At 73.1% G+C, this 17,492-nt stretch carries 18 protein-coding genes; 8 read left to right on the plus strand and 10 right to left on the minus strand.

From position 1 onward, the window contains the following. Window positions 1-3 precede the first annotated feature (3 nt). Window positions 4-1,293 (plus strand): styrene monooxygenase/indole monooxygenase family protein, encoded by a 1,290-nt coding sequence (locus OG753_RS28090; protein WP_405790586.1) that lies wholly within the window; start codon window positions 4-6, stop codon window positions 1,291-1,293. Here the strand turns inward: OG753_RS28090 and OG753_RS28095 are convergent. The 3 genes from OG753_RS28095 to OG753_RS28105 form a co-directional block, all read right to left on the minus strand. Next, window positions 1,215-2,414 (minus strand): C40 family peptidase, encoded by a 1,200-nt coding sequence (locus tag OG753_RS28095; protein ID WP_405790588.1) that lies wholly within the window; start codon window positions 2,412-2,414, stop codon window positions 1,215-1,217. The genes OG753_RS28090 and OG753_RS28095 overlap by 79 nt on opposite strands. 111 nt (window positions 2,415-2,525) lie before the next feature. Then, the gene (locus tag OG753_RS28100; RefSeq protein ID WP_405790590.1) at window positions 2,526-3,449 is read right to left on the minus strand and encodes an RNA polymerase sigma-70 factor; all 924 of its coding nucleotides are present in this window, start codon (window positions 3,447-3,449) and stop codon (window positions 2,526-2,528) included. A 103-nt stretch (window positions 3,450-3,552) separates the two neighbouring features. After that, window positions 3,553-4,026, minus strand: coding sequence for a carboxymuconolactone decarboxylase family protein (locus tag OG753_RS28105; protein ID WP_327264425.1), 474 nt, complete (start codon window positions 4,024-4,026; stop codon window positions 3,553-3,555). A gap of 269 nt (window positions 4,027-4,295) precedes the next feature. On the opposite strand from OG753_RS28105, the gene OG753_RS28110 reads away from it, so the two are divergent. Next, on the plus strand, window positions 4,296-4,784 hold the full coding sequence (locus OG753_RS28110; protein ID WP_405790592.1) for a hypothetical protein: 489 nt from the start codon (window positions 4,296-4,298) through the stop codon (window positions 4,782-4,784). Between the two features lie 6 nt (window positions 4,785-4,790). Here the strand turns inward: OG753_RS28110 and OG753_RS28115 are convergent, their stop codons facing one another. Together OG753_RS28115 and OG753_RS28120 are read right to left on the minus strand one after the other, a co-directional pair. Continuing rightward, complete coding sequence (locus OG753_RS28115; RefSeq protein ID WP_405790594.1) at window positions 4,791-5,210, minus strand: hypothetical protein; 420 nt, start codon at window positions 5,208-5,210, stop codon at window positions 4,791-4,793. Then, entirely contained in the window at window positions 5,210-5,617 is a 408-nt protein-coding gene (locus OG753_RS28120; protein ID WP_327264428.1) for a DUF6325 family protein, read from the minus strand. The genes OG753_RS28115 and OG753_RS28120 overlap by 1 nt, the downstream gene beginning before the upstream one ends. Before the next feature lie 106 nt (window positions 5,618-5,723). Here OG753_RS28120 and OG753_RS28125 point away from each other — a divergent pair, with 106 nt between their 5' ends. Continuing rightward, window positions 5,724-7,094: an FtsW/RodA/SpoVE family cell cycle protein gene (locus OG753_RS28125; RefSeq protein WP_327264429.1), complete on the plus strand. Its 1,371-nt coding sequence runs from the start codon at window positions 5,724-5,726 to the stop codon at window positions 7,092-7,094. Continuing rightward, window positions 7,091-8,554 carry a penicillin-binding transpeptidase domain-containing protein gene (locus OG753_RS28130; protein ID WP_327264430.1) on the plus strand — a complete coding sequence of 488 codons (1,464 nt, stop codon included), beginning with the start codon at window positions 7,091-7,093 and terminating at the stop codon, window positions 8,552-8,554. The genes OG753_RS28125 and OG753_RS28130 overlap by 4 nt, the downstream gene beginning before the upstream one ends. 57 nt (window positions 8,555-8,611) lie before the next feature. On the opposite strand, the gene OG753_RS28135 is transcribed toward OG753_RS28130, so the two are convergent. Next, complete coding sequence (locus OG753_RS28135; RefSeq protein WP_327264431.1) at window positions 8,612-9,721, minus strand: ferritin-like domain-containing protein; 1,110 nt, start codon at window positions 9,719-9,721, stop codon at window positions 8,612-8,614. A gap of 168 nt (window positions 9,722-9,889) precedes the next feature. On the opposite strand from OG753_RS28135, the gene OG753_RS28140 reads away from it, so the two are divergent. From OG753_RS28140 to OG753_RS28150, 3 genes are all read left to right on the plus strand, one after another. Continuing rightward, window positions 9,890-10,819, plus strand: a complete 930-nt coding sequence (locus tag OG753_RS28140) for a diiron oxygenase (protein ID WP_327264432.1) — start codon at window positions 9,890-9,892, stop codon at window positions 10,817-10,819. 143 nt (window positions 10,820-10,962) lie between these two features. Further along, the gene (locus OG753_RS28145; protein WP_327264433.1) at window positions 10,963-11,676 is read left to right on the plus strand and encodes a helix-turn-helix domain-containing protein; all 714 of its coding nucleotides are present in this window, start codon (window positions 10,963-10,965) and stop codon (window positions 11,674-11,676) included. Window positions 11,677-11,686: 10 nt separating this feature from the next. After that, window positions 11,687-11,956, plus strand: coding sequence for a hypothetical protein (locus OG753_RS28150; RefSeq protein ID WP_327264434.1), 270 nt, complete (start codon window positions 11,687-11,689; stop codon window positions 11,954-11,956). 202 nt (window positions 11,957-12,158) lie between these two features. Here OG753_RS28150 and OG753_RS28155 read toward each other — a convergent pair whose 3' ends face one another. The 3 genes from OG753_RS28155 to OG753_RS28165 form a co-directional block, all read right to left on the minus strand. Further along, window positions 12,159-13,412, minus strand: a complete 1,254-nt coding sequence (locus OG753_RS28155) for a histidine kinase dimerization/phospho-acceptor domain-containing protein (protein WP_405790598.1) — start codon at window positions 13,410-13,412, stop codon at window positions 12,159-12,161. After that, the gene (locus OG753_RS28160; protein ID WP_405790600.1) at window positions 13,409-14,188 is read right to left on the minus strand and encodes a hypothetical protein; all 780 of its coding nucleotides are present in this window, start codon (window positions 14,186-14,188) and stop codon (window positions 13,409-13,411) included. Before OG753_RS28160 ends, OG753_RS28155 begins: the two co-directional genes overlap by 4 nt. Window positions 14,189-14,295: 107 nt before the next feature. Beyond that, entirely contained in the window at window positions 14,296-14,964 is a 669-nt protein-coding gene (locus OG753_RS28165) for a hypothetical protein (protein ID WP_327264437.1), read from the minus strand. A gap of 186 nt (window positions 14,965-15,150) precedes the next feature. Here OG753_RS28165 and OG753_RS28170 point away from each other — a divergent pair, with 186 nt between their 5' ends. Beyond that, window positions 15,151-15,963, plus strand: coding sequence for a nuclease-related domain-containing protein (locus tag OG753_RS28170; RefSeq protein WP_327264438.1), 813 nt, complete (start codon window positions 15,151-15,153; stop codon window positions 15,961-15,963). Between the two features lie 361 nt (window positions 15,964-16,324). Here OG753_RS28170 and OG753_RS28175 read toward each other — a convergent pair whose 3' ends face one another. Continuing rightward, on the minus strand, window positions 16,325-17,488 hold the full coding sequence (locus OG753_RS28175) for a Ku protein (protein WP_405790603.1): 1,164 nt from the start codon (window positions 17,486-17,488) through the stop codon (window positions 16,325-16,327). Window positions 17,489-17,492: the final 4 nt, after the last annotated feature.

The following is a 17,492-nucleotide window of genomic DNA, read 5'->3' on the forward strand; positions in this document are numbered from 1 at the left end:
GAGATGCGCCGGATACTTGTCGTGGGAGCCGGCCAGTCCGGTCTCCAGCTCGCCCTCGGACTCCAGTCGAAGGGGTACGAGGTCACCCTCATGTCCAACCGGACCGCGGACGAGATCCGCACCGGGCGGGTCATGTCCACGCAGTGCATGTTCGACACGGCCCTGCAGCACGAGCGCGACCTCGGGATCAACTTCTGGGAGCAGCAGGCCCCGAGGATCGAGGGCGTCGGCGTCTCCGTCGCCGCCCCCGACGCCACCCGCCCCATCGACTGGCTCGGCCGGCTCAAGGGGTTCGCGCAGTCCGTCGACCAGCGCGTGAAGATGGCCGGCTGGCTCGACACCTTCGTGCAGCGGGGCGGGCAGCTCGTCATCCACGGTGCCTCCGTCGCCGACCTCGACTACTTCTCCCGCACGTACGACCTGGTGCTGGTCGCCGCCGGCAAGGGCGAGCTGGTCTCGATGTTCGGCCGGGACGCGGCGCGTTCCCCGTACGACGCCCCGCAGCGCTCGCTCGCCGTCGCCTATGTGCACGGCCTCGGCCCGCGCCCGGAGCACCCGCAGACGGAGGCGGTCCGCTGCAACCTGGTCCCGGGCGTCGGCGAGCTGTTCGTCATGCCGACCCTGACCACCTCGGGCCGGGCGGACATCCTGTTCTGGGAGGGCGTCCCGGGCGGACCGGTGGACGTCTTCAACGGCGTGAAGGACCCGGCGGAGCACCTGGCGCTCACGCTGGGCCTCATGGAGAAGTTCACGCCGTGGGAGCACGCCCGGACGAAGGAGGTGGAGCTGACGGACGCCGGCGCCACGCTCGCCGGGCGCTACGCCCCGACCGTCCGCAACCCGATCGGACGCCTCCCCGGCGGCGGCCTGGTGCTGGGTGTCGCGGACGTGGTCGTGGCGAACGACCCGATCACCGGGCAGGGCTCGAACTCCGCCGCGAAGTGCGCGGCCTCGTACCTGTCGTCGATCCTGATGCACGGGGACAAGCCGTTCGACGAGGCGTGGATGAAGGCCACCTTCGACAAGTTCTGGTTCACCACGGGCAAGCCGGTGACCCAGTGGACGAACGCGATGCTGGGTGTCCCGCCGGAGCACGTCCTCAACCTGATCGGCGCGGCCGGGCAGCTCCCGCCGGTGGCGAATCGATTCGCCAATGGCTTCGACAACCCGGCCGACTTCGACTCGTACTTCTACGACCCCGAGGACACCGCCGACTACCTGGCGGAGGTCGCCTCGTCCGCCGGAGCCTCGTCAGCCGCAGCCTCGTCCGCCGGAGCCTCCTCGGCGGAGTAGCCGGTGTCGTCCCCCGCCTCCGCCGCCGGTGTCTGCGGCAGCGCGGGCGGGGTGAACTCCGCGAGCGGGGCACCGTCCGGGTCCGGCCGGACCGCCCCCAGCAGCGGGTTCGCGGCGATCGGCGACACCTTGACCCGGGCCCCGGGCCGCGGCGCCTGGATCACCTTGCCGTCGCCGACGTACAGGCCCACATGGGTGGCCTTCGGGAAGTAGACCACCAGGTCCCCGGGCCGCAGCTCGTCCAGCGGCACCTTCGGCAGCCGGGCCCACTGCTCCTGGCTGGTCCGGGGAATGACGCGCCCGGCGTGCGCCCAGGCCTGTGAGGTCAGCCCGGAGCAGTCGAAGGACCCCGGCCCCTCGGCGCCCCAGACGTACGGCTTGCCGATCTGGGCCGCCGCATAGGTGAGGGCCGCGCCACCGGCCGCCGTGGGCGTGCCCGTACGGGTGGGGAGCCGGCCCGAATCGACCAGATCCCGCTGCGCGGCCTCGGTGTTCTTCGCCTCCTGCGCCCCGAGCCGGGTGAGCTGGGCCGGGGTCAGGGCGGCCAGTACCCGCTCGACCTCCCTGAGCTGCGCCGCGACCTCGTCCTTGTGGCCCTTCTGCCGCGCGGCCAGTGTCTGCCGGGCGTCCAGCGCCTCGCGGGCCCGGAGGGCGCGCGCGTCGGCCTCCCTCTCGCCGCGGGCCAGCCGGGCCAGTACGGCCGCCCGCCGGGCGCCCTCGCGGGCGGCGAGCCGCCGCTGGTCCAGCGCGGCCCGGGGGTTCCCGGCGAGCAGCATCCGGGCGTACGGGGACAGGCCCCGGCTCGCCTGGTACTGCTCCCGGGCCAGCCGCCCGGCCAGGGCCCTCTCGGAGTCGAGAGCCGTACGGGCCTTGCCGAGGTCGGCGCTGCGCAGCCGCTCCTCGGCCTCGCCCGCCCGGAGGGCGACGTCGGTGGCGTTGTACGCCTCGGCGGCCTCCTCGGCCTTCTGGTACAGGCCCTGCAGGCGGGTGAGCAGTACCCCTACGGACTCGCCCTCGGGCAGGCCCGGCTCGGCGCCGGCCCTCGGGACCGGCCCGGCGACGAGGAGGGCAGCGGCGATGCAGGCGGCACGAAGCAGCGTGCGGGACGACCGGTATGACATGGGATCACCTCCGAGGCGCCCGATGCTGCCACGCCCGGTATGACAAATCGCCCAACGGAGGCGGCCGGTCGGGCGGGGTCACCCGGTTGGGGGCGGCGGCGGGCTCCCACGTCACCTCGTCCGGCGGCGGGCCTCCCTGAGCTCGCGCGCGACCGCCCAGGCGTCGGCCACCGGGCCGAGGTGGCCGAGCTTGTCCGGGTTGACCACCGAGCGGATCGTCCGGATCCGGCCGTCCAGCAGCTCGAAGGCCAACACGTGCGTCACCGCGCCGTCCGCGTCGCGGAAGACCGCACCCGGCTCACCGTTCACGTCGCGCGGCTCGTACGTCACGCCGATCCGGAGCAGCTCGGGGAGGACCGAGGCGAGCAGACGGGCCACGTTCCCGGCGCCCGTGACGGTCCTGGCCAGCTGCGGGGCCTTGCCGCCGCCGTCCCCGACGAGTTGGACGTCGGCCGCGAGCAGCCGCTGCAGGCCGCTGACGTCGCCGCCCTTCATCGCGTCCAGGAACCGGGTCGCCAGCTCCTGCCGTTCCCGGTGGTCCGCCCGGAAGCGCGGCCGGCCGGCCTCCATGTGCCGCCGCGCCCGTACGAGGAGCTGCCGACAGGCCGCCTCCGACCGGCCCACCGCGGCGGCGACCTCGTCGAAGCCGAAGGCGAAGACCTCCCGCAGGACGAACACCGAGCGCTCCAGCGGGCTGAGCCGCTCCAGGAGCAGCAGCGCCGCCATCGACACCGAGTCGGCCAGTTCCACCGACCGCGCCGGGTCCTGGTACGGATCGTCGAGCAGCGGCTCGGGGAACCACGGCCCCACGTACTCCTCCCGCCGCACCCGCGCGGAGCGCAGTACGTCGATCGACAGCCGGGTGACCGTCGTCGCCAGGAAGGCCTTCGGCGACGCGGGCCGCGTCGGCGAGGCGTCGAAGCGCAGCCAGGTCTCCTGCACCGCGTCCTCGGCCTCGCTCACGCTGCCCAGGATCCGGTACGCGATCGAGAACAGCAGCGACCGCAGGTCCTCGAACTCCTCGACCTTGCTCATGCCGGCCTTCCTCCCCGTGGTCCCCCCGCCCGGCCGAGCCCGTCGGCGCGGGCGCCTGTGATGATCATCAGAGCATCGGCGGGCGGAGGCAAGGCGATCCCGGTCAGTGGAACTGCCCGGCCACGTAGTCGCCGCCCGGCTGCCGGGTGACGATGTTGATCCGGTTGGCCATGTTCATGAAGGCGATCAGGAGCACCAGGGCGTTGAGCCGCTCCTCGTCGTAGTGCTCGGCCGCCCTCGCCCACACCGCGTCGGCCACTCCACCGGCCCCGTCCGCGGTCCGGGTGCCCTCCTCCGCGAGCTCCAGCGCGGCACGCTCGGCCTCGGTGAAGACCGTGGCCTCGCGCCAGGCCGCCACCAGGTGCAGCCGCACCGCGCTCTCGCCGGCGGCGGTGGCCTCCTTGGTGTGCATGTCGATGCAGACGGCGCAGCCGTTGATCTGGCTGACGCGCAGCGACACCAGTTCCTGCGTCGCGGCCGGCAGCGACGAGTTCTTGAGCACCTGGCCGGCCGCCATGACGTGCTTCAGGGCCTTGCCGGTGTTCGGGCTTGCGAAGAGGTTCAGTCGCGCGTCCATGGTGTGCTCCTCGGGAGTCGTCGTCAGCGGTCGTCGTCGGCCACACCCCTGGGACGAGACAGCCCGGCGCCCTGTGACACGGGCGCGGGTGTGACCTGGGTCTCCCCGGCGGCGGACTGCGCTTGGAGGTGCCGGAGCCGGCGCGCACGGGCGCCCGGGCGTCCCGGCTGAGGGCCGCCTCGGGCGCGAAGGTGTCGAAGCCGCGCGATGCAGGCTGGGCGGAGCCGCCGCACTGTGACCGTCCTGTTGCATCAACTGCGGTCCAGGTCATGGACGTTGTGGTCCCGTACTGCTGGACTGCACCGATGGCGCTCCTGCTGCTTCTGTTCCTTCCGGCCCTGCCCTTGCTGACGCTCGGCCTGCTCGGCCGCGGTATCGCCACCGTCGGCGGGCGGGGGTGGCACCGGCCGGCGGCCGCCCTCCTCGGCGCCTGCGCGGCCGGCTTCTACTCCTGGGGACTGCTGCATGTGGCCGGTGCGGTCCTGGCCGCCGAGGACGGCGGGGCCTCGTCGTCGCCGATCCTGCCCTGCCGCACCCCCGGCCAGGAGGAGCGGGCGTCGCACGTCGTGGACTACTCCGTCGACTACGTGCCGCTGCGGTTCGTCTGCGAGACGACGGGCGGCGGGAGCTACGCCGCCGCGTCCGTTCCGGTGTACGTCAACCCGGCCGTACTGGGCTTCGCGCTGGCCGCGGCCGTGTGCGCCGGCGCCGGAACCGTCGGTGCGCGGCGCCGGGCCGGGACGGCCCCGGCCGGCTGACGGGGGTCAGCCGCGCAGCAGGCGGGCCTTGGCCGCCGTGAACTCCTGCGGGGTGAGCAGGCCCTCACGGGCCAGGACGGCCAGCTGGGTGAGCTCCGCGACCAGACCGGCCGAGGCGCCCGGCCCGGCGGGCGCTGCGGGCCCGGCGGGTGGGGTGGTGTCCGGGCGGATCGTCACCCCAGACTCCGACCCCGGGTCCGCACCCGGCTCCGGCCCCGCGTCCGGCCCGGCCGGCTCCCTGGGTTCCGGCTGTGCGCCGGGCAGGGGTTCGGCAGCGGTCACCGCGCCCGCGGTCCGTTCCCAGGCCTGTGATGCCCGCGACGCCTCCGCCGCCCCCGCCGCCCGTGCCAGCAGGCCCCGCAGCAGCGGGTGCCCCGCCGGGCGGTTCGCCGCGCTGACCGTTACTCCCATCGGGCGGATGAACATCAGGCCACCCCTGCGCGGGGGTCCGCCGGTACCCGGTCCGGCGGGATGCGGACCGAGCCCACGATCCGGCCGCCCGCGGCCCGTACGGCGACGGCCGCGTCCTCGGCCCACAGGTGTTCGACCACCAGCAGCAGCGCGCAGCTCCCGCGCTCCAGCAGCCCCGCGGCCTCCTGCACGTCCTCCGGCCCGATCAGCCGGGCCACGTCCCGGCCCGTCAGCAGCCCGTGCAGCTCCACGAACTCGTCGAACTCGGCCGCCAGTACGTCTCCTGAGGCCGTCCTCGTCGCCACGATGCCGTCGATCAGCCGGACCACCCCGGTCTTGCGCAGCCCCATCACGGCCTCGACCGCCGGGGCCCGCAGCTGCTCCTCCGGGAAGGCGAGGACGATGAATTCCACAGGTCCCATGCGCCTCGGCTCCTCACTTTCGACACTTCCGACCGTTTTTGACGACTCTTCGGCACACTATGACATAAGCGGACATATCATTCGTCTGCTTGCTACGTTTCGGTGTATGACCGCTCTGACGGCAAAGGTGGCGGAGCCCGCCCCGCCCCCACCCCCCGGCGCAGGCGCACCCAAGCGGCGCGGCGTCGAGCTGACGCTCCTCGCCGGAGCCGTCCTGATCTCCGTCCTCGGTCACCTCTACGTCGGCCTCGCCACCACCGGCCGCATCCCCGGTCCGGCCACCCGCTACGCCGCCGGCCTCTGCGTGGCCGCCCTGCTCGCGCACCTCGCCGTCCGGCTCCGGGCCCCCTACGCCGACCCCCTCCTGCTCCCGATCGCCGTCCTTCTCAACGGCCTCGGCCTCGTCCTCATCCAGCGCCTCGACGCGACCACCCCCGGGCACATCACCGCCGGGGACCAACTCCTGTGGTCCGCACTGGGCGTGGCGCTCTTCGTCCTCGTCGTCGCGCTGCTCCGCGACCACCGGGTGCTCCAGCGCTACGCGTACCTCTCCGTCGCGGTGGCCCTCGTCCTGATGCTGGTCCCCGTCTTCTTTCCGGCCGTCAACGGCGCGCACATCTGGATCCGGTTCGCCGGGCTCTCCTTCCAGCCGGGGGAGTTCGCCAAGATCCTGCTCGCGGTCTTCTTCGCCGCGTACCTCGCCGCGAACCGCACCGCGCTCGCCCTCACCGGCCGCCGGCTCTTCTGGAAGCTGCGGCTCCTGCCCGGCCGCGTCCTCGGCCCGATCCTCGCGATCTGGCTGCTCAGCGTCGGTGTGCTGGTCCTGGAACGGGACCTGGGGACCTCGCTGCTGTTCTTCGGACTGTTCGTGATCATGCTGTTCACCGCCACCGGGCGGATCGGCTGGATCGCGATCGGTCTGCTGCTCGCAGCCCTCGGCGCCTACGCGGTGGGGACCTTCGAGCCGCACGTGCACAGCCGGGTCGAGGACTGGCTGAATCCTTTCGCCTCGATCGAGCGCGGCGAAGGCCCCGGCCAGCTCGCCCAGTCCCTCTTCGCCTTCGGCGCGGGCGGCCTGCTCGGCGCCGGGCTCGGCCACGGCGAGTCCTTCCTCATCGGCTTCGCCGCCAAGTCGGACTTCATCCTCGCCACCGCCGGCGAGGAGCTCGGCCTCGTCGGCCTCGCCGCGATCCTGCTCCTCTACGGGCTCCTCGTCGCCCGCGGCTTCCGCGCCGGGCTCGCCCTGCGCGATGCCTTCGGCCGGCTGCTCGCCACCGGACTCGCCTCGATCGTCGCGCTCCAGGTGTTCGTCATCGCGGGCGGGGTCACCGGCCTGATCCCGCTCACCGGCATGGCCATGCCCTTCCTGGCCCAGGGCGGCTCCTCCGTCGTCACGAACTGGATCATCGTCGCGCTGCTGGTCCGGCTCAGCGACAGCGCCCGCAGACCCCGCCCCGCGAAGGAGCCGGCCGAGTGATCCGCTACATCCGCTGGTGCGCGTACTTCTGTGCGCTCCTGCTCGTCGCGCTGCTGGTCAACCTCACCCGCGTGCAGGTCTGGGAGTCCGCCGCCTACGGCGCGAACCCGGCCAACAAACGCCCCGCCATCGCACGCTACGCCGAACCCCGGGGGGACATCCTGGTCGACGGGCGCCCCGTCACCGGCTCCCGCGACAGCGGCCAACTGCTGCGCTACGAGCGGACGTACACGCACGGCCCGCTCTACGCGCCCGTCACCGGATTCTCCTCCCAGACGTACGGGACCAGCTTCGTCGAGCGTGCCGAGGACGCGGTCCTGTCGGGCACCGACCCGGGACTCTCGGTCTTCCCGCTCTGGTACGAACTGGCCCGCGGCCGCCCGGCCGGCGGAAACGCAGCCACCACCGTCCGCTCCGGCATGCAGCTGGCCGCGTACCGCGGGCTCGCCGGCAAGCGCGGCGCGGTGGCCGCCGTCGAACCGGCCACCGGGAAGATCCTCGCGCTGGTCAGCAGCCCTTCGTACGACCCCTCGGTGCTCTCCGGCACGGGTACGAAGGTCAAGGAGGCCTGGGCGGCACTGAACGCGGACCCCGCACGGCCGATGCTCAACCGCGCGCTGCGCGAGACGTACCCGCCCGGCTCCACCTTCAAGATCGTGACGGCGGCGGCCGCCCTCGACGCGGGAGTCGTCACCGATGTGGACGCGCCGACCCGCACCCCCGACCCGTACCCGCTGCCCGGGACCAGCACCCTGCTGCCGAACGCGGGCACCGGCTGCGAGGACGCCTCGATGGCGGACGCCGTGCAGTGGTCCTGCAACACGGTGATGGCGAAGATCGGGGTGCAGGTCGGGCTGCGCGGGATGGTGGAGGCGGCGCGACGCTTCGGGTTCAACGCCGAGGGGCTGCGGGTGCCCTCGTGGGTGTCCCGGTCGAACTTCGACACCGACATGAGCCAGGACCAGCTGGCCCTGTCCTCGATCGGGCAGTTCAACACGAAGGCCACCCCGCTGCAGATGGCGATGGTGGCGGCGGCGGTCGCGAACGGCGGCGAGGTCACCTACCCCCACCTGGTGGAACGGACGACCCAGGACGACGGATCCCAGGTCCGGCGGGGCGACCGGCGCAGCCTCGGGCGGGCGATGAACCCGGCCACCGCCGTCCGGCTGCAGGAGCTCATGGTCAAGGTGGTGGAGAACGGGACGGGCCGCAACGCGGCGATTCCGGGCGCGGTGGTCGGCGGCAAGACCGGCACCGCGCAGCACGGGGTCGGCAACGCGGGGACCCCGTACGCATGGTTCATCGCCTGGGCAAGGGCCGACGGCGCGCCGCAGCCGCAGGTGGCCGTCGCGGTGGTCGTCGAGGACGCCTCGGCCGACCGGGGCGACATCAGCGGCAACGGCGCGGCGGCGCCGATCGCGCGGGCGGTGATGGAGGCGGCGCTGGCCACCGGCCGCTGAGGCATCCGCCCCGGCCCGGCCGCCGGGCGGAGCCCCGGACGGCCGCCCGGACACCCCTCAGGCGGTGTCCGCGCCCTCGGCGATGGCGGCCTCGACCTCCGCCACCCGCGCGGACTCCTCCGCCGCGAACCGCTCGCGGTCCAGGGCCTCGGCGATCTCCTCGTCCTGGCTCATCAGCAGGTCGAGGTTGGAGTCGCCCATGTCGAAGACGCCCAGGTCCAGGTAGGCCCGCTGCAGCCGCTCGCCCCACAGCCCGATGTCCTTCACGCACGGCACGATCCGGCTGAACAGCAGCCTGCGGAACAGGTGCAGGAACTCCGACTGCTCGCTGAACCGCTCCGCCTCCTCCTTCGGGATGCCGAAGTTCTCCAGCACCTCCACCCCGCGCAGCCGGTCCCGCATCAGGTAGCAGCCCTCGATCACGAACTCCTCGCGCTCGCGCAGCTCGGCGTCCGTCAGCTGCTTGTAGTAGTCGCGCAGCGCCATCCGCCCGAAGGCCACGTGCCGGGCCTCGTCCTGCATCACGTACGCCAGGAGCTGCTTGGGCAGCGGCTTGGTGGTGGTGTCCCGGATCATGCCGAAGGCGGCCAGGGCCAGCCCCTCTATGAGCACCTGCATGCCGAGGTAGGGCATGTCCCAGCGGGAGTCGCGCAGGGTGTCGCCGAGCAGCCCCTGGAGGCTGTCGTTGATCGGGTACAGCATCCCGACCTTGTCGTGCAGGAAGCGCCCGAAGATCTCGGCGTGCCGGGCCTCGTCCATGGTCTGCGTGGCGGAGTAGAACTTCGCGTCCAGGTCCGGCACCGACTCCACGATGCGTGCCGCGCACACCATCGCGCCCTGCTCGCCGTGCAGGAACTGGCTGAAGTTCCAGGAGGCGTAGTGCCGGCGCAGCTCGCCCCGGTCCTTCGCGGTGAGCCGGGCCCAGTGCCGCGTCCCGTACAGCGGCAGGGACTCGTCGGGGGTGCCCAGCGGATCGTAGGGGTCCACCTCGATGTCCCAGTCGATGCGCTTTCCGCCGTCCCACTGCTTGTCCTTGCCCTTCTGGTACAGGGCGAGGAGGCGCTCGCGGCCGTCGGCGTATTCCCAGCTGAAGCGGGCGGAGCCGGTGGCGGGGACCTGCCAGACCGCCTCGCCCGGGTTCTCGGTGTAGAGCTCGTGCGTCGACACTGACGCCCCCTCGTCTCACGTACTGCCGTGCGGTACCGGACAGTTGGCAGCGTCACACGTTGGTAGACACGGGGTCAACAAGTCGCGCGCGAGGGATTGACGACCTTGCTGACAGGCAGTCTCATAAGAGGAGACCGCCGGTAACTCGACGACGAGGTGTCCGAACCCATGACGACCGTGACCGAACGAGCCGCGCTCAGGGACGCCCTCGGCCTGCTCAAGGACCGTGAGCAGATAGCCGAGCGACTGCTCGAATCCTCGGCCAAGCACTCCTTCGACCCCGACAAGGAACTCGACTGGGACGCCCCGCCGATCGAGGGCAAGTACTACTGGCCGCCGGAACTGCTCTCGCTCTACGACACCCCGCTGTGGAAGAAGATGGGGGAGGAGCAGCGCATCGACCTCTCCCGCCACGAGGCGGCGGCGCTCGGCTCGCTCGGCATCTGGTTCGAGATCATCCTCATGCAGCTGCTGGTCCGGCACATCTACGACAAGTCCCTGACCAGCAATCACGTCCGCTACGCGCTCACCGAGATCGCCGACGAGTGCCGCCACTCGATGATGTTCGCCCGCATGATCCAGAAGGCCGAGGTCCCCGCGTACCCGGTCTCCCGCGTCAACCACAACCTCGCCCGGGTCCTGAAGACCATCTCCACCACCCCCGGCTCCTTCGCCTGCACCCTCCTCGGTGAGGAGATCCTCGACTGGATGCAGCGCCTGACCTTCCCGGACGAGCGCGTCCAGCCGCTGGTCCGCGGTGTCACCCGGATCCACGTCATCGAGGAGGCCCGGCACGTCCGGTACGCCCGGGAGGAACTGCGCCGCCAGATGCTGACGGCCCCGCGCTGGGAGCAGGAACTCACCCGGATCAGCTGCGGAGAGGCCGCCCGCGTCTTCTCCCTCGCCTTCGTCAACCCGGCCGTCTACGACAACATCGGCCTGGACCGCCGCGAGGCCGTCGCCCAGGTGAAGGCGAGCGGCCACCGCCGCGAGGTCATGCAGAGCGGTGCGAAGCGGCTCACCGACTTCCTCGACGACATCGGCGTCCTGCGCGGAGTCGGCCGGAGGCTGTGGCAGAGCTCGGGGCTGCTGGCGTAGGCGGGCGGCTCCTGTACTGCGTCGACCGGCCCGGCCCGGTCCGGCCCGGCCCGGTCCGGCCCGGACCGTTGCGTACCGGGCCGGATCGGGCCCGATCGACCGGACACCCACTCGTCCGGGGCCCGCGGGGCTACCCTGCGGACATGACCGTACGCGCGTACCGCAGGCTGAGCGTCGAGGAGCGGCGAGCCCAACTCCTCACCGCCGCCCTCTCGCTGTTCGCGCACCGGGCGCCGGAGGAGGTCTCGCTCGACGACGTCGCCGAGGCCGCCGGGGTGTCCCGCCCGCTCGTCTACCGCTACTTCCCGGGCGGCAAGCAGCAGCTCTACGAGGCCGCCCTGCGCTCGGCGGCGGACGTCCTCGAACTGTGCTTCGCCGAACCCCAGGAGGGGCCCCTCACCCGGCGCCTCTCGCGCGCACTGGACCGCTACCTCGCCTTCGTCGACGAACACGACGCCGGCTTCGCGGCCCTCCTCCAGGGCGGCAGCGTCGTGGAGACCTCCCGCACGACGGCGACCGTGGACGGCATCCGCCGGGCCGCCGCCGACCAGATCCTCCTCCACCTGGGCGCCCCGGCCCCGGGCCCCCGGCTGCGCATGATGGTCCGTACGTGGATCACCGCGGTCGAGGCGGCCTCCCTCATCTGGATCGACGAGGGCAAGCAGCCGGAGGTCGAGCACCTGCGGGACTGGCTCCTGGACCAGTTCATCGCCCTCCTGACGGCCACCGCCGCCACGGATCCGGAAACGGCGGAGGCCGCCCGCGCAGCCCTCGCGCTGGAATCGCCGGACGGTCCGGTCGGGGTCCTGGCCCGCCGTGTGATCCCGGTGGTGTCCGAGGCCGCCCACCTGCTGTGACACTGGTGGGGTGAGAAGCCAACCGACCCCGTTCGAGGACGGCCCGATGGACGGCCGGGTCCTCCCCGTCCTCCTCGGCCCGACCGGACACCCCCCGAAGTGGTACGAGATCCCCGTCCCGGCGCCGGACGGCGGCCCGCCGACGGTGCTGCTGTACGAGCGCGTGCCCGCGGGGTACTCCAAGCGGCTCGGCCTGCAGAAGGGCTGGAAGTACGCCTTCCGCCCCTCGGGCACCAAACCGCGCCCCCGCTGGCCCTGGACCAAGACCCCCCGGACCTGACGCCCCGCGACGGGGAGCCCCGGCCTGCGCGGTGTGTACCGGGGCGCTCCCCGCAGGGCGCGGAAGGCACCGCCGACGAGGCACGGCCGCCGTGGCCTCCGGCCCTGAACGTCGAGCAGCCCGGGGATCCCTCCCGGATCCGTCCCGGGATCCGGCCCGGGATCCGTCCCGGCCTCTGGCCCGGCATCCGGTCAGGGGCCGGCTAGGAACCCGGCAGCGTGAGGACCGCCAGGCCGCCGCCGCCCTCCGCCGCCCGGAACTCCAGCCGCGCCCCGATCACGGCCGCCTGTCCCACCGCGATGGTCAGCCCCAGCCCGTGGCCCTTGCCCCCGCTCCGGAAGCGCTGCGGGCCGTGCGCCGCCAGGTACTCCGGGAAACCGTCCCCGTGGTCCCGTACGGTCACCACCGGCCCGTCCACCGTCAGCACCACCGGCGCCCGCCCGTGCTTGTGGGCGTTGGCCACAAGGTTCCCGAGCACCCGCTCCAGCCTGCGCCGGTCCGTCTCCACGTGCGCGTCCCGGACGACCGCCACCTCAGTGTCCGTCCCGGACGCCCGCACCACCCGCCGCACCAACCGCCCCAGCTGGTGCAGATCGGCCTCCACCACCTCGCTGCCCGAGTCCAGCCGGGAGATCTCCAGCAGGTCCTCCGTCAGCTGCCGCATCGTCCGCACCCGCTCGCGCACCAGCTCCGTCGGCCGGCCCTCCGGCAGCAGCTCCGACGCCGCCTGCAGGCCCGTCAGCGGCGTGCGCAGCTCGTGCGCCACGTCCGCCGTGAACCGCCGCTCGCTCTCCAGCTTCGACTGCAGGCTCCCCGCCATCGTGTCCAGCGCCGCGGCCACCGTCGCCACCTCGTCCTGGTGCCGCGAAGGGGTCCTCGTACGCGGGTCGTTCACGCGAGCGTCGAGGTCGCCCTGGGTGATCCGCCGAGCCACCGTCGCCGTCTGGTGCAGCCGCCGGGTCACGCGGGTCACCGCGAAGGCGCCGACCAGCAGCGTGCCGCCGATCGCCAGCAGTGACGATCCGATGATCGCGTTGTCGAGCCCGCTGATCGTGCGGGCGCTCTGCCCGTAGTCGATGGCGGCCGCGAGCGCCCGGCCGTCCGCCGGAGCCGCCGCCCACATGGTCGGGCGGCCCCGGTACTCCGCGACCAGCGTGCCCCGGCGCCCGCTGACGGCGAGGGCGCGCAGCTCCGGCGGCAGGCCCGCGGGATCCAGGCCCGAGCCGCGCGGAAGGGGTTCACCCGCCTCGTACGCGCGTACGACGTCGTGCAGTTTGCCGAGCGCCTTCTCCCGCGCCGTGGCCACCGTCTGCCGGGTCACCTCCACATGCACGAGGGCACCCACCACGGCCGCCAGCGAGCAGCACATCACCACGATGAAGCACGCCGACTTCCAGGTCAGCGTGGCCGTCCAGGAGGGCCAGGAGGGCCAGGAGGGCCAGGAGGGCAGTCTCATGGCCGGACCGGCAGGGGCGCCTGCTCCCGGCCGCCCGGTTCCCGGCCACCGGGCGCACGGCTGCCGGGCTCCCGATTGCCGGGCTCCCTGCTTCCGGGGGCCTGCGGATTGCCGGGGACCCGTACGATCTGCTCGCGCGTCGGCAGCATGGTGAGCTGCTTCTCGTCCCAGGACCAGGCGGTGATCAGCTCGTAGCCGTGGTTGCCGCTGGGCACCCGCAGGATCACGTCGCCGTCGGCGAGCTCCACCGAGATGACGGTCTCCGTGGTCGCCATGATCCGGTTGAGCCGCCCGTCCGGGTCCGCCGTGTACACCCGTACGGACATCATCTTGTCGGGGAACTCGATGCCGACGATCAGCTCGTCCTTGCCGTTGCCCGTGAGGTCCCGGTAGTACGGCTTCAGCACCGGGCACGACTCCGGCTCCTCCTCGGCCCTGTCCTTCGCGCACGCCCTGATCGCAGCCGCAGTCCGGGGCGGCATCCCGTCGGCCCCGACCTCGGTGTCCGGGTGGGCCCGCAGCTCCGCCTGGACGAGGGCCACCGGGTCGACGGCGTGCACGTCCTGGTCGCGGACGGGCGGGATCCCCTTGACGTACTCGGGCGGCGCCCCACCCGGATCGGCGGGCGGTACGGACGCCCCGCGGCGATCCGGCCACAGATGTACGGGCCCGCTCGCGGTCGCCGTCGCGCCCGCGCTCACCAGCCCGCCGGTGTCCCCGCAGCCCGTCAGCAGCGGAACCAGCGCCGACAGGGGGAGCAGTATGCACACGGCCACACGCGACCGCACCCTCTTCACAGCCCCATGTGCCCTTCTGCCCGCGATACGCCGACGGCCGATCTCGTCAACCATATGCGGAGGTGCATCCCTTTTACCGTGAGGTCTCAGCTGTCCGTGCGCCCTCGGCGCAGCATCGCGAAGCCCAGCCCGGCGGCGCCGACGGCGGCGATGCCGCCGCCGGCCGCGAGCAGCAGCACGCCGTCGCCCGGACCGTCGGCCAGCGTACTCAGCCGCCGCCCGGTGTTCGAGCCGTCGGCGACGGTACGGGAGTCGGCGGCGTCCGCGTTCCGCCCGACCGAGGCCGGGACGACCTGTCCGCCACGGGTCCCGGTGTGGCTGCCGGCGTGACTCCCCGCGCGGGTACCGGTCTTGTGCCCGTCGCCCGCCACGGTGTGATCGGTGCCCCGGGCCGCGGCGTCGCCCACCCAGGAGGTCAGCTGCCCCGTGGAGTCCAGCGAGGCGTGCAGATCCCCGGCGCCGCCGAAGTCGGTGACCCCGTCACGGCTGGTCAGAGTGGCAGCCCTGGTGCCGTCGGCCGCCAGGATCTCGGCCCGGTAGGCGCCCTGGGCGGTCCGGTAGACCTTCGCCGTGGAGAGCCCGTCCGCGAGCGAAAGGCTCTTGACGAGGCTCCACTGCGGGGCGGCGGAATGCGCGGACGAGGCCGCGGGCACCCCCTCGGCCAGGGCGGCGGCGGTGGGCAGCGCCAGCAGGCTTCCGGCGCATGCGGTCACGGCGGCGGCGCGAACGAAAGTGCGGCGGCTGGCGGTGCTCACGGGGAAATCCTTCGCTGCCTGTCAGGGCCTGGGCCATCCAGGTGGGTCAAACCTAGGGCCCGGCCGTTGCGGCAACACCCCGTTCGTGTAACAGCGGAGTCGCAAGGTTCCGTCGGAGTCGTTACACATCCGAGGGATTGCCCTGCGGCGCCCCGGCTGCTCCCATGGACGGCGGGGGTGAGGGCGATGCGCGGACTCAAGGTACTGCCGAGCGGCCGGCCCGGCCGCGGCCGGCTGTATGTCAACCTGCCCGACGGGCAGGCGGTGGCCTGGTACGACCGGCAGGCCAACCGCATCAGCGTCCTCGCGGACGACCACCGCGAGGCGATCCTGGCGGCCTTGCGCCCCTACCTGAGCGGGACCGTCTCGATCGGCCCGCCGCCGGTCCCCACAGCCTCCGACCTGCGACGTCTCGCGCTGGCGCCGGACGCCGACCTGGCCCCGAACCGCCCGGGGGAGACCCTGCTGGGAGAACTGGAACACGGCCCGGCGGGCACCAGAGCCCGCCACCGGCTGCGCCAGGACCTCACTGCGCAGCAGCGGATGGGCGATGCCTTCGACGCCCTGGAGCCCGACGGCTGGCGGATCCTGCACTGCGTTCCGCTCCCGGGCCTGGGCCACATCGACCACCTGCTCATCGGCCCGCCCGGGATCTTCTGCGTGCGTACGGTCCCGGGCCGCCGCCAGCGCGCGGTGGTCGGCGACCTGCTGCTCACGGTGGGCCGCACGGAACCCCGCCCGGAGCCGCGCTGGATCCGCCGCGCGGCGGCCCTGGCCACGACGGCCCTGGCGGCGAGGGTCACCCCGGCGCTGGCGGTGGTCGACGCCTCACGGGTGGAGACGGCCCCCTCGGTGCGCGACATCCGCGTCCTCCAGCCCCCGACGGCCACCCCGACCCTCGCGGCAGCCCCGCCGACCCTGAAACCCCCGGAGATCGATTCCCTCTTCGCCAAGGCCCGCACCACCACCACCTGGCTCCCCACCCCGTCCCGCCCCTAGTGCTGTGACCGGAAAGGTCCACCGGGTCGCGGCGCCCGGCACGGCACACCTTTCCGGCCACAGCACTGGATCCAGCCTCGCCGACGCTCACGTCGCCCGGGGCTGCACCCGCGATCCAGCTCCGCCGGCGTTCGGGGCTCCCGCCACCCCGGGCTACGCCCTCCGCGGCCCGGCCCGGCCCCACCACCCAGCCCGGCCGGTGCTCGAGGCCCACCCACCGCGGGCTACGCCCCTCGGCCCTGCCGCACCATCCAGCCTCGCCGGCGTTTGAGGCGCGGGGTCTGGGGCGGAGCCCCAGGTTCGGGAAGGGGCGGGTAGGGGAAAGCGCCGCAGGCCCCCAACCCCGCCACCCCACCACCGCTCAGGCCGAGGTCCGCTTCCGCGGCGTCGCCGCCTTCTTCGCCGCACCCGCACCCGCACCCGCCTTCTTCGCGGTCGCCGCCGTCTTGGCCGTGCTCTTGGCCGTGCTCTTCGCCGTGGACTTGGCCGTGGACTTGGCCGTGCCCGAAGTGGACTTGGCCGAAGCCGACTTGCCCGTGGTCGTCTTCTTCTTCGTCGCGGCCGCCGCGGTCTTCCTGGCCGAGGCCGCCGTCGACTTCTTCCCGCCCACCGCCTTCGGCGCAGCCGCCCTCGTGCCCGCACCGGCCCCCGACTTCCGCCGAATCGGAGTCACCTCGGCCCCGGCCCCGGCCCCGCCCTCGCCGGAGCCGGCGCCTGCGCCACCGCCGGCGCCACCGCCCCCCTCCCCCCGGGAAGCCTTCGCGGCGCGCACACTCTTCTCCAGCGCCGCCATCAGGTCGATCACCTGACCCCCGGCCGGTTCCAGGACGGCCTCCGTCGGCTCGAACGCCCCCTCCGACTTCGCCACGATCATCGCTTCCACGGCATCCCGGTAGTCGTCGTGCAGCGAGGCCATCTCCACCTCCCCCAGCGTCGCCATCAGCGCGTCCGCCAGGTCGAGTTCGGCGTCCCGCACCGACACCGAGACGTCCGGCGCCACCCCTTCCGGCGCCCGGATCTCGTCCGGCCACAGCAGCCCGTGCATCGCGATCACGTCGTCCACGACCCGCAGCATGCCCAGCCGCTCCCGCCCCCGCAGGGCGTACTTGGCGATCGCGACCTTCCGGCTCCGCTTCAGCGCCTCCCGCAGCAGCGTGTACGGCTTGGCCGCCGTCGCCCCGTTCGCCGCGAGGTAGTACGCCGCGTCCATCTGCAGCGGATCGATCTCCTCCGCCGGTACGAACGACATGATCTCGATCGTCTTCGCGGTGGCCAGCGGCAGCTGCGCGAGGTCCTCGTCCGTGATCGGCACGATCGACCCGTCGGCCTCCTCGTACCCCTTGCCGATCTCGGCGCTCGGCACCTCCTCCCCGTCCAGCTCGCACACCTTGCGGTACCGGACGCGTCCGCCGTCACTCACATGGATCTGGCGAAAGGAGATCGAGTGGCTCTCGGTGGCGTTCACGAGCTTGATCGGGATGCTGACCAGGCCGAAGGAGATCGCCCCGTTCCAAATGGATCGCACGGTT

The sequence above is a fragment of the Streptomyces sp. NBC_00029 genome, assembly GCF_045160505.1.
Lineage (GTDB): Bacteria > Actinomycetota > Actinomycetes > Streptomycetales > Streptomycetaceae > Streptomyces.

Excerpts from the sequence above, each read along its gene's own strand:
- OG753_RS28090 (WP_405790586.1), top strand. The coding sequence starts at position 4 with ATGCGCCGGATACTTGTCGTGGGAGCCGGCCAGTCCGGTCTCCAGCTC.
- OG753_RS28095 (WP_405790588.1), bottom strand. The coding sequence starts at position 2,414 with ATGTCATACCGGTCGTCCCGCACGCTGCTTCGTGCCGCCTGCATCGCC.
- OG753_RS28100 (WP_405790590.1), bottom strand. The coding sequence starts at position 3,449 with ATGAGCAAGGTCGAGGAGTTCGAGGACCTGCGGTCGCTGCTGTTCTCG.
- OG753_RS28105 (WP_327264425.1), bottom strand. The coding sequence starts at position 4,026 with ATGGACGCGCGACTGAACCTCTTCGCAAGCCCGAACACCGGCAAGGCC.
- OG753_RS28110 (WP_405790592.1), top strand. The coding sequence starts at position 4,296 with ATGGACGTTGTGGTCCCGTACTGCTGGACTGCACCGATGGCGCTCCTG.
- OG753_RS28115 (WP_405790594.1), bottom strand. The coding sequence starts at position 5,210 with ATGTTCATCCGCCCGATGGGAGTAACGGTCAGCGCGGCGAACCGCCCG.
- OG753_RS28120 (WP_327264428.1), bottom strand. The coding sequence starts at position 5,617 with ATGGGACCTGTGGAATTCATCGTCCTCGCCTTCCCGGAGGAGCAGCTG.
- OG753_RS28125 (WP_327264429.1), top strand. The coding sequence starts at position 5,724 with ATGACCGCTCTGACGGCAAAGGTGGCGGAGCCCGCCCCGCCCCCACCC.
- OG753_RS28140 (WP_327264432.1), top strand. The coding sequence starts at position 9,890 with ATGACGACCGTGACCGAACGAGCCGCGCTCAGGGACGCCCTCGGCCTG.
- OG753_RS28145 (WP_327264433.1), top strand. The coding sequence starts at position 10,963 with ATGACCGTACGCGCGTACCGCAGGCTGAGCGTCGAGGAGCGGCGAGCC.
- OG753_RS28155 (WP_405790598.1), bottom strand. The coding sequence starts at position 13,412 with ATGAGACTGCCCTCCTGGCCCTCCTGGCCCTCCTGGCCCTCCTGGACG.
- OG753_RS28170 (WP_327264438.1), top strand. The coding sequence starts at position 15,151 with ATGCGCGGACTCAAGGTACTGCCGAGCGGCCGGCCCGGCCGCGGCCGG.